Here is an 8457-nt window from a genome sequence, read left to right on the forward strand (position 1 = left end):
GTCCGGGAAACTCCCGGGGGTGCTCTGACAATTCTGTAATTCCGGTCCCAGATAACGGGGCAGGTCCGTATACGGAGACCGGAATGGAATGACGAGGGGATAAATGAAGAAACTGATATTCATAGCCTTTTTTATATCGGGTCTATGCTCCGCACTCTTCGCGCAGACGGATAAAGCCACTGTGGAGGGTGTCGTCCGGGACTCGGACGGCAAGCCGCTGAGTTTCGCCACGATGTTCATCGCCGAACTCGGAACGGGAGTCTCGACGGACCTCGAGGGAAAGTTTCGGTTTACGGGAACGAAGGGAACGGAATATACGTTGAATGTTTCGTACCTGAACCATGTCGACAAGGAGGTCAAGGTGAAGGCCGGTAGCCCGGAACCCTTGGTGATCGTACTCGAAGAACAATCGTACGAGCTCGCGGAGGTGGTCGTCATGGCGGATTATAAGAAAAACCAAGGCTCTACGGCCGTCATCAACCAACAGGCGTTGGAGCATATCCAGCCCACGTCGGTAGCCGACGTGCTGTCGTTGATCCCGGGCGGATTGTTCCGGGAGTCGAGTGCCACCGGTTTCAACCGCATATCGCTGCGTCAGTCGGGCAGCGACGACAATACGTCGCTGGGTATGGCAGTCGTCATGGACGGCATCCCTCAGGATAACGACGGCTTTCGGGCTTCTATCCCGGGGTTGTCTACCGACGAATACAGCGACCGGCTCGGCATGAACAGGGGCATCGATCTGAAAACGCTTTCGACCGACCATATCCGCAAAATAGAGATCGTCAAGGGCATTTCCTCGGCCAAACTGGGAAACCTCTCGTCGGGCGTCATTCAGACGACCTCGAAGATAGGCATTACTCCCGCACAGCTTCGCATGAAGGTCGATCCGCTTACCAAGCTGATCTATCTGGGCAAGGGGTTCCGCATTTCGCCGAAGATGGGTTATCTGCATACCGGAATCGACTATACTTCGGTTTACGACGACCGCCGCGACCCTATGAGCAAATACAGCCGCCTGACGGGCCAGGTCACCTATAACAATTCCGTCGATGTGGGGGACAAGACGCTATTCCTCTTTTTCAAACTGTCCGAGGTCTATACGCTGAACCAGGCTAAGGAGGACGAGCTGACGCAGGATTACAACGAGTCGTTCCGAAACAAGTATTCGAGGACCGGCGCTTCATTCAAGGCGCAAATGTACGATCTGGGGAAGATCGTCGATAATGTCGAGTTCATCGCTTCGGCGGACTATACCTACGACCTGATAGACCGCAATCGCCTCGTGCAGACCGGGACGCCGCTTCCGTCCCCGCTGGCGACAGAGGAGGGCGAATCGGAGGGCATATACCTTCCTTCTACCTATTACAGTCCCTTCCAGATCGAGAACAAGCCGTTGTCGCTGCTTACGCAACTGAATGCCGAATCTCTTTTCGAGACGCGTTCTTTCCGCCACAAGGTGATATACGGTCTTTCATGGAAGCGGACCAAGAACTATGGGGAGGGCGTTATGGTCGACATGACCCGGCCGCCCTATCCGGGGAACAACGAATACGTGCGTCCGGTGCCCAACCGAAGCATTCCCGCACTGTCGGTCGGCGCAGCCTATGCGGAAGAACAACTGAAGCATTCGAACCGCTGGTTCGATTTCGAGCTGAACGCCGGGGTCCGGTTTACGCAGATGTTCAATTTAGACACGAAATATACCGAATTGAGAAAGTTGCAGGTCGAACCCCGTATCAATGCGGCGTTGTCGTTCAATATCGATCTTGCCGGCGGCAAATCGTTACGCAATATGTTCCGCTTCGGGTTCGGACAGGAGAACAAGCTGCCTACGCTCGATTACATCTACCCGGACAGGGTCTACAAAGATATGATCGTGTTGAACGCTTATACCAAGCAGGACGATCCGTTCAACCATCTGATCACCTATACGAAAATCTACGATGTCACGAACAATAGCCTGCGTCCGAACCGGAATACGAAATACGAAGCGGGATGGGATGTGGAATACGAAGGCTACTCCCTGTCCCTGACTTTTTTCAAGGAGCACTCCGACCGGGGATTCGAAAGCGTCGCCGAGTATTCTCCCGTCCGCTATACACGTTATGTCGACCCGATCGACGGGCAGCCGATCGTCGGCCGCCGGCCGGAAAAGGAGGATTATGTGGCGGACCCGTATGCCACGTTCGTGGATATGGACATCGTACGCAACAGCATGAAGGTCGAGAAAAAAGGTCTGGAGTACCTGCTGCGCTTCCCGAAGATCATCCCTCTGTCCACGACGGTGGAGATCAACGGCGCATATTATGATACGCGTTACTCTTCGGGCGCTCCGTTGCAGTACCATCCTGCCTTCAGGGACGACGACCGTCCGCAACCGTACGTGGGAATTTACCGGCGTCAGGATATCACCCGCCAGCGGATTTTCAATACGAACCTTTGGTTCAACACGAATATTCCGCGCTATAAAATGATTTTCACTACCTTCTTCCAGTTCATCTGGCTGAATGAAGAGATGCGTATCAACGGAGATGAATACCCTTCCGCCTATTTCGATACGGACGGTCGGCTGCATACCGTGGACGACCGGATACTGCAATCGATTAAGGACGGACATACGGTGTGGCGGCACTATCATATCTACAAGGAGGATTTCAGCGAAACGCTGCCCGTATCGCTGACGGTTAATTTCAAGGTGACCAAAGAGTTCAGCCGGATGATACGCGCCTCGTTTTTCGTGAACAATATTCTGGACATCAATCCCCTGTATAAGAACCGCTACAACCAGAACGTGCGCGTATGGCAGAAATCGTTCTTCGGGGCCGAGATGACATTCAGTTTTTAATATACACTGAGGATGCCTTTAAGACACACATATTTCACACCGGGAATCGTCGCTGCGCTCCTGTGCAGCCTGTGTAGCGTTCCTCCCGTCAGAGGTCAGGAGAGGCTGACCTCGACGGCGTCGCATTCCCCGTTGCAGACCGAGTTCGAGAACCGTTCGTTGCGGCCCGGGACGGACATGCGGGACGCTTATCTGAGAAATCCGGCCCTGATACACCGCATGGTCGGCGAGCGGCGCTACTTTTCGGCCGAAAATCCCGGGTTCGTCAGAGAGAAGCCCGGTACGATCTTCATCGCTGCGGACGGGGCTTCCGGACGACAGGAAGGGGATTATCTGCCTTACGAGGGGCAGGAGTTCCGCGATTTTTCTGTCCGGGCGGACGGATACAAGCAGGGCGACCGGGCAACGTTCTTCGCCCGGATCGGATTTACGGCAGGAGGGAACGACAATGTGGGTTGGAGCGCGCTGCGCAATCCCGAACTGTACTGGCCTTACATCGTTTCCGATTCGACAGGCGGCGACTTCCGTTACGAAAAGTACAATCTGATGTGCGGGTACTCGTTCCGGCTCGGGCGGTTCGATCTGGGCGTGTCGGGGGAATATACGGGCGATTTCGCATTCCGCCAGAACGATCCCCGTATCGAGGATATCTCCACGTGGCTTACGCTCAAGGCCGGTGCCGCCTATACATTCCGCCGCCATGTCATAGCCCTGAACGCGGAATTCATGCACCATCGCCAGCATGCGGATGTCAAACACTTCCGGACCGGACAGTTCGCCGGTTTCTTCATCGAATACGGGTTCGGTATGTTCGACTACATTTTCAGCCCGATTTTCAATTCTATGGAACAACGGCAGCATATCAACGCTTACGGCGTGAATCTGACGTTCAATTCCGATCCTTCGCGGGCGTTGCGCCTGAATCTGTTGCTGGGATACGGCCGTGAAACGATGAAGACGGAAGAGAACAATTATAAGGTGAATCTCTACCGGGCTCCGGCCAATACTTTCGATGCCGATCTGGGCATATTGTGGAATGACCGTCGGTGGGGAGCGGAATTTTTGGTGAAGGCCGCTTATGAGGATAAAAAGGGAACGGAAAATATCTTCGAACGTTATATTTCGTCGTCTCAGGACGGTGTGGACGTGTACGATTTCCGCAAGATCGGAGAACAGAACCGCTATGGGATGAAGCGTCTGGACGGAAGTGCGGAACTCAAGGTTTCCCGTTTTCTGGGACGGCACTATACCGTGTCGCTGCTCGGAGGCGTCGGCTATATGATGCGCGAGGAGACCTACAAGGGCCACGATTACCTGATCCGCAACGTGTTGCTGACCCCCTCCCTCGGAATCGGAGCCCGGTATTCCGGGGAGAAGTTCGATGTGGAGTTGCACGGCTGCTGGAGCCACCGGACAGTTCCCGAGAGCCGCTATGAGGTCGGAGTCGACCTGGAAAAAAACACGGAATTCCAGCATGCGTTCACGACTTATGCCTACTATGCCCATACGGCGGAGCTGTATACGGCGGAACTGACCGTGGCAAGGCATTTCCGGTTCGGAACGTTCGGTCTGCGGGGGCAGATGCTTTGCGGACGGGGCAACCGTATTCCGGAGGCCGTCTACGATCTTTCCCGCTACGAGCAGGCCGTACCATCGACGTCGCAGCATACGATCAGCCGGACGCCGGACCGGCACGACTCGGTCTGGTTCCGGGTGTCGCTGTTCACCGTTTTTTAACAGAAAACCATCAAATTCAATTCATACACATAAACACGGAAGAAATGGAAATAAAAGTATTGGGAGGAGGATGCTCTTCATGCAGCCAGATGTACGACAACGCCCGGATCGCAGTCGACGAACTGGGGTTGGATCTGGAGGTGGAGTTCATTCACGACATCACGAAGGCATTGCAGTACGAGGTGCTGCAGATGCCGGCGCTCATCATCGACGAAAAGGCCGTATCCTTCGGCCGCGACCTGTCGGTGGACGAAATCAAGGAAATATTGAAAAAGTATCGATAACCAATTAAAAGAAGACGAAAGATGAAAACCGTAAAAATCATGCTGCCTCTTCTGGCAGCCCTCATGTTCGGCAACGGAGTTGTCCGGGCTCAAAACGAGGCGAAGCACGACAAACCGGCCGTAGAGGTCGTCGTGTTCCATGGAGTGAAACAGTGCCAGACCTGTCAGGCTATCAAGAAAAATTCGCAGGAGGTGGCGGAGGAACTTGCCGCCGACGGGAAGAACGTCTCTTACCGGGTCGTGGATTTTTCGAAACCTGAAGGCAAGGACGAAGCCAAGAAATATGAGATAGCCTGGACTTCGCTGTTGCTGATCCGTCACGACGCCGGTGATAAGGAAACGGTCCGTAACATTTCCAAGTTCGCCATCGAAAATGCACGGACGAATACCGAAAAGTTCCGCAAGCAGTTGGCCGAAGATATCGGGAAGTTGTTGAAAGAATAAGCCCGTGCGATGGAGCAATTCGTAAATTCTTTACTCGATAGTTGCAATCTGCCGGTTCTCACGGCGTTCCTGCTGGGTATACTGACATCGGTGAGTCCCTGTACTTTCACGACCAACGTCATGGTCCTCGGATACATCGGCCGGGATATGAGCGGCGGCAGGCGTGTGTTCGCAAACGGACTGTTCTATACTCTGGGGCGCATCGTATCCTATACGGTGCTGGGACTGATCTGTATTCCCGTTTTGAAGAAAGGGGCCAGCACGTTTTTTGTTCAGAGCCTCGTCAGCGACTATGGCGGGTACATTCTCGCTCCGACGCTGATCGTCTATGGGGTGTTCCTGCTGCTGGGCAGTAAGCTCCCTTTCGGCAAGTTCGGTTTCCGGGCTTCGGAGAGCAGCAAGCGTCTGCGGGGCGGTTTCGGAGCGTTCGTGCTGGGGCTGCTGTTCGCACTGGCCTTTTGTCCCATCAGCGGCGTATTTTATTTCGGTATGCTGTTGCCGATGGCGGCGCTGGAGCCGGGAGGCTACCTCTATCCGGTTGTATTCGCCGTGGCCTCGGGAATTCTGGTGGTGCTCATCGCCTGGATCGTGGCCTTCGGCATGTCGAGCCTGGGGCGATTCTACAACCGGGTAAACCAGTTCCAGAAATGGTTGAACCTGATCGTTGCGGTCGCGTTCATTTTGGCAGGAATTTATTATTTTGTGATTTATTACATTTAATGTATCGAGATGAAAAAATTGGAATTGATGAAAGGGCCGTTTTCGCCCAAGGAAAAAATCGAGTATGCCGAAGGCAGTATCGTAAGTCAAGAGTTCATCCATAATCGGGCGGGTAACCTCACGCTTTTCTCGTTCGACGAGGGACAGCAACTGAGCGAGCATACCGCGCCTTTCGATGCCGTATGTCAGATACTGGACGGGGAGGCGGAAATTCACATCGCAGAGGACGTTTATCGTCTTACGGAGGGTCAGATGCTCATCATGCCGGCAAACGTACCCCATTCGGTACATGCCGTGAAGGCATTCAAGATGCTGCTTATTATGATCAAGGGATAAACCTTTATTCCTGCGCCCTTTTTCTGTCCCTGCAGAATAGGAAAAGGGCGTATTTATTCAGACAGCAAAATAACAGCCGGGGCTACTCCGTCCCGCAATCGACAGATGAAAATATATTTCAATTCCGGAAGGACCGAGACTCTCGAGAAGAAACGCCTTGAATCCCCGCTCTGAAATAGGTTAAAATTCATTGCTTTATTCTTATACAATTTGATTTCAAGTTGACGGAAGAAGATAGAAAAGTAATCCACAGCCTGAATAGCGGCAAGTTGAAAGTGGTCCACAACACCCCTATACAGGCAAAATTCTTCTAGGATTACGACAAAAATCTCAAACCGGGTAACTGATATCCTGCTTAAAGAATCCGGAATACAACATCTACTAAAAAAGAGAGTATCGGCATTTTTCATCGATACTCTCTTTTTTATCCGCTTACGGATGAATCTCCGTTTTTTCCAATTTGTCGAAGAACAGTTCTACCTTCGAGTGCCGGTTGGCTTCCATAGGAAGGTAATCGGAAATACCGCCTTCGCCGGTCTTGGTGATCCTGTCGGACGGTAATCCCCGCTTGTTCAGCTCCGAGGCTATATAGTCTGCTCTCGAAACACTCAGGGCGTCGTTGATACCGACTGTTCCGGTCGCACTGTCGGCCGCTCCCGTAACCTTCACCGTCAGACCGTATTTCGTTGCAACTCGTACCAGTTCGTCGAGATTGACCAACTGGGAGGGGTCTGTCAAACGGGTCGTATTGAGACTGAAAAAGAAATAGACGGGAGCGCCGATACATTCGCCGCCGGCCGGCAGGAAAGCGGCGGAATCCGCGGCGAGGGAGTCACGCCAGACGTTACGCCCATACAAGGAATCCGCAACACCGATCCCCACACGCTTGGGAACCGCCCCATCGCCGGACCGAACCTCCGTCGTGCCGAGAGGCGACGTTCCGTCCCACTGCCGGTTCTTCATCCGCGCACGCAGCGAGTTCAGCCCGCTATAATTGTTCACGGGGTAATCTTTGCCGCGCTCATCGTCCTCTTGCAGAATAGGACCGTAAGCGCGTGGCTTTTCCACAATCCCTTTCTCTTCGGCTACATTAGCCAAAATGGTAAGTTGTTCTTCTTTTGTAAGCTTAATAAAATTCATAATGCAAGTCTTTGTTTAATCCATTGCGGGGCAATGCTGTAATCGTATTTGATTTCATCAGGACTACCATATTTTTCAATGGCTTGTTTTATGATTGCAACCTGTTCATCTGTCACGTTATCTTTCCCTAATTCTTTCATGGCAGCGACTATAAGTGGAAACAAGTCTGTCTTGTAGGCAAAATTGCGAGGTGCGCTGCGCTTGAATATGATTTTACGGTTCCCGATAGTAAGTTCCCTTGCTGTGGCATCTGTCAAATAGACTGCATTCATCGTGACCTGTGTGGAAAGTCCCAATTTGTTCAATGCTGTCAATCCACTAGGTATAATACGAGCCTTATCCTTTTCCGCTATGGCGTATGCGATATCTTCTATAGAGGGACGAAGTACACCGAATTTATTCCGTAATGGATATAAATATAGACCTTGAGAAAGACGAATGAGCACACCCTCTTTCTCTAATCGGGAAAGCGCACGAGTAACTAGCCCATCATTATTCAGATGGGCAAAATCACTCACCATATAAAGCCTGTTCGGTCCGTTTCGGTCTATGATGTTTCGTATTTCCTTCGTCAGTATCGTCTTCATATCCACAATGATTCCACTTGCAAAGATCCGATATTACTCTTGATGTAGCAATAAAATGTCCGAAATTCTTAAAGAAAATCGGACATTATAGAATGCTTTGCGGCTTAATACCCCGATCATGAACCGAGTACATTAAGTTAGGGTTATCATAGTTCGCCAATGGGTTGTTCTAACCAACATTTTGGCGAACATTAACACCATACCTCAAAATGAAGAGCTTTTATTAGACAGTGGAGCAAAATAATAATAACCTTTGGGAAACCGACAGAATATGGGAACTATACGGTATCAAATAAAAGATAAAGACTAATATATAAATTGATTATCAGATTAGTATATAATCATTCTCGGTTCAAGTGTG

7 protein-coding genes and 1 pseudogene are annotated in these 8457 nt (G+C 51.6%); 6 read left to right on the plus strand and 2 right to left on the minus strand.

Features of this window, described 5'->3' with window-relative positions:
* Positions 1–103 precede the first annotated feature (103 nt).
* The 6 genes from WKT13_RS12970 to WKT13_RS12995 all read left to right on the plus strand — a co-directional run bounded on the left by WKT13_RS12970 (position 104) and on the right by WKT13_RS12995 (position 6369).
* Positions 104–2848 carry a TonB-dependent receptor gene (locus tag WKT13_RS12970; protein ID WP_340324196.1) on the plus strand — a complete coding sequence of 915 codons (2745 nt, stop codon included), beginning with the start codon at positions 104–106 and terminating at the stop codon, positions 2846–2848.
* A 132-nt stretch (positions 2849–2980) separates the two neighbouring features.
* Complete coding sequence (locus WKT13_RS12975; protein ID WP_340324197.1) at positions 2981–4585, plus strand: DUF6850 family outer membrane beta-barrel protein; 1605 nt, start codon at positions 2981–2983, stop codon at positions 4583–4585.
* 44 nt (positions 4586–4629) lie between these two features.
* The gene (locus WKT13_RS12980) at positions 4630–4869 is read left to right on the plus strand and encodes an MTH895/ArsE family thioredoxin-like protein (RefSeq protein ID WP_081443362.1); all 240 of its coding nucleotides are present in this window, start codon (positions 4630–4632) and stop codon (positions 4867–4869) included.
* 21 nt (positions 4870–4890) lie between these two features.
* Complete coding sequence (locus tag WKT13_RS12985) at positions 4891–5313, plus strand: nitrophenyl compound nitroreductase subunit ArsF family protein (RefSeq protein ID WP_004328560.1); 423 nt, start codon at positions 4891–4893, stop codon at positions 5311–5313.
* Between the two features lie 9 nt (positions 5314–5322).
* Positions 5323–6033 (plus strand): aromatic aminobenezylarsenical efflux permease ArsG family transporter, encoded by a 711-nt coding sequence (locus WKT13_RS12990; protein WP_281809380.1) that lies wholly within the window; start codon positions 5323–5325, stop codon positions 6031–6033.
* Between the two features lie 9 nt (positions 6034–6042).
* On the plus strand, positions 6043–6369 hold the full coding sequence (locus tag WKT13_RS12995) for a cupin domain-containing protein (protein WP_004328558.1): 327 nt from the start codon (positions 6043–6045) through the stop codon (positions 6367–6369).
* 432 nt (positions 6370–6801) lie between these two features.
* Here WKT13_RS12995 and WKT13_RS13000 read toward each other — a convergent pair.
* Together WKT13_RS13000 and WKT13_RS13005 are read right to left on the minus strand one after the other, a co-directional pair.
* A pseudogene (locus WKT13_RS13000) lies at positions 6802–7398 on the minus strand (OmpA family protein); the annotation flags it as partial.
* 107 nt (positions 7399–7505) lie between these two features.
* On the minus strand, positions 7506–8096 hold the full coding sequence (locus WKT13_RS13005; protein ID WP_229100423.1) for a DUF6088 family protein: 591 nt from the start codon (positions 8094–8096) through the stop codon (positions 7506–7508).
* Positions 8097–8457: the final 361 nt, after the last annotated feature.

The organism is Prevotella sp. HCN-7019 (assembly GCF_037890215.1).
GTDB lineage: Bacteria > Bacteroidota > Bacteroidia > Bacteroidales > Bacteroidaceae > Prevotella.

What these genes read in the sequence shown, in the direction of transcription:
- WKT13_RS12970 (WP_340324196.1), top strand. Translation starts at nt 104, where the DNA reads ATGAAGAAACTGATATTCATAGCCTTTTTTATATCGGGTCTATGCTCC.
- WKT13_RS12995 (WP_004328558.1), top strand. Translation starts at nt 6,043, where the DNA reads ATGAAAAAATTGGAATTGATGAAAGGGCCGTTTTCGCCCAAGGAAAAA.
- WKT13_RS12990 (WP_281809380.1), top strand. Translation starts at nt 5,323, where the DNA reads ATGGAGCAATTCGTAAATTCTTTACTCGATAGTTGCAATCTGCCGGTT.
- WKT13_RS12985 (WP_004328560.1), top strand. Translation starts at nt 4,891, where the DNA reads ATGAAAACCGTAAAAATCATGCTGCCTCTTCTGGCAGCCCTCATGTTC.
- WKT13_RS12980 (WP_081443362.1), top strand. Translation starts at nt 4,630, where the DNA reads ATGGAAATAAAAGTATTGGGAGGAGGATGCTCTTCATGCAGCCAGATG.
- WKT13_RS13005 (WP_229100423.1), bottom strand. Translation starts at nt 8,096, where the DNA reads ATGAAGACGATACTGACGAAGGAAATACGAAACATCATAGACCGAAAC.